Annotated in this window: 1 protein-coding gene; it reads left to right on the plus strand. The window is 65.0% G+C overall.

The annotated features are described in order from the left end of the window. Positions 1-1,030: IS91 family transposase (locus tag BG57_RS30825; protein WP_035971077.1), on the plus strand; the 1,030-nt coding region annotated here is incomplete at its 5' end. Positions 1,031-1,380 lie beyond the last annotated feature (350 nt).

Consider the following 1,380-nt stretch of genomic DNA (forward strand, 5'->3'; position numbering starts at 1 on the left):
TTTAGGCTGTGCAAAGACAGAAGTGTCCTTCAACTCCTGTCGTGACCGGCATTGCCCGAAGTGCCAGGCCAGCGCCGCACACCGCTGGCTCGAGGCGCGCCAGGCCGATCTGCTGCCCGTCGAGTACTTCCACGTCGTCTTCACGCTGCCCGCGCCAATCAGCGCGATCGCCTGGTACAACAAGCGGGTCATCTACGGGCTGCTGTTCGACATCGCCGCCGACACGCTGCGCACGATCGCCGAGGATCCCAGGCATCTGGGCGCCCAGATCGGCGCCACGCTTGTGCTGCACACCTGGGGATCGGCACTCACGCATCACCCGCATGTGCACGGCATCGTCCCCGGTGGCGGACTGTCGCCTGACGGTGAGCGCTGGATTGCGTGCCGGCCCGGCTTCTTCCTGCCCGTGCGCGTGCTCTCACGCCTGTTCCGCCGGCGCTTCCTCGAAGCGCTCGAAGTGGCCCACCGGCATGGCCAGCTGCAGTTCTTCGGCGAGTACACCGGGCTCGCTGATTCCACCACCTTTGCCCGGTGGCTTGCGCCGCTGCGTAGCTGTGAATGGGTGGTCTACGCCAAGCGCCCGTTCGCCGGACCGAAGGCGGTGCTCGAGTACCTCTCACGCTATACGCACCGCGTCGCCATCTCAAACCAGCGCCTGATCGCCTTCGATGAGCGTGGCGTGACGTTCCGCTGGAAGGATTACCGGGCGAAGGGACGCACCCGATACAAGACTATGACGTTGGAGGCCGGCGAATTCATGCGCCGCTTCCTGCTCCACGTGCTGCCCGGTGGCTTCCATCGGATCCGGCACTACGGACTACTCGCCAACCCGGTGCGCCGCGCCAATCTCGCGAAGGTGCGCGATCTGCTGCACGTCACGCCTGAGCTCAGCCCGTCACCGCACGACACCGTCATCGAGACCCGGCCCGCCTTCATCTGCCGGCACTGCGGCGCACCGATGATCGTCATCGAGATCCTCGCGCGCAGCGCCCCAATCCGCGCACCGCCGATGTGCCGGGGGCAAACATGAGCACAACGGTTCCCCGATGTCTGAACCGACCGTCGGCTTTGCGGCAACGCGGCTTACGAGCGGACGGTTGCGCTTGGCGCTTCGCAAAGCGCCTCCCGCGTCTGCTTCACCATCGTGATTGCACGACAGCACCGCCTTGCTATGGCATCAGCGCCCGTCCAACATCCCGCCTGTCCGCAGCGCATCCGACATCGCTGAGCATCCTGACCTATCAATCGCCATAGCGGCGAGTTCCGATCACACCGGAGCACTCCGCGGTTTCCTCCATCGGGTTTATTCGACGCCTGCCAGCAGGCGCGGAAGCATTCACATGCCTGCGGCCGATGGCAGGCATCGAATAAACCTAAACG

Source organism: Caballeronia grimmiae (assembly GCF_000698555.1).
Classification (GTDB): Bacteria; Pseudomonadota; Gammaproteobacteria; order Burkholderiales; family Burkholderiaceae; genus Caballeronia; species Caballeronia grimmiae.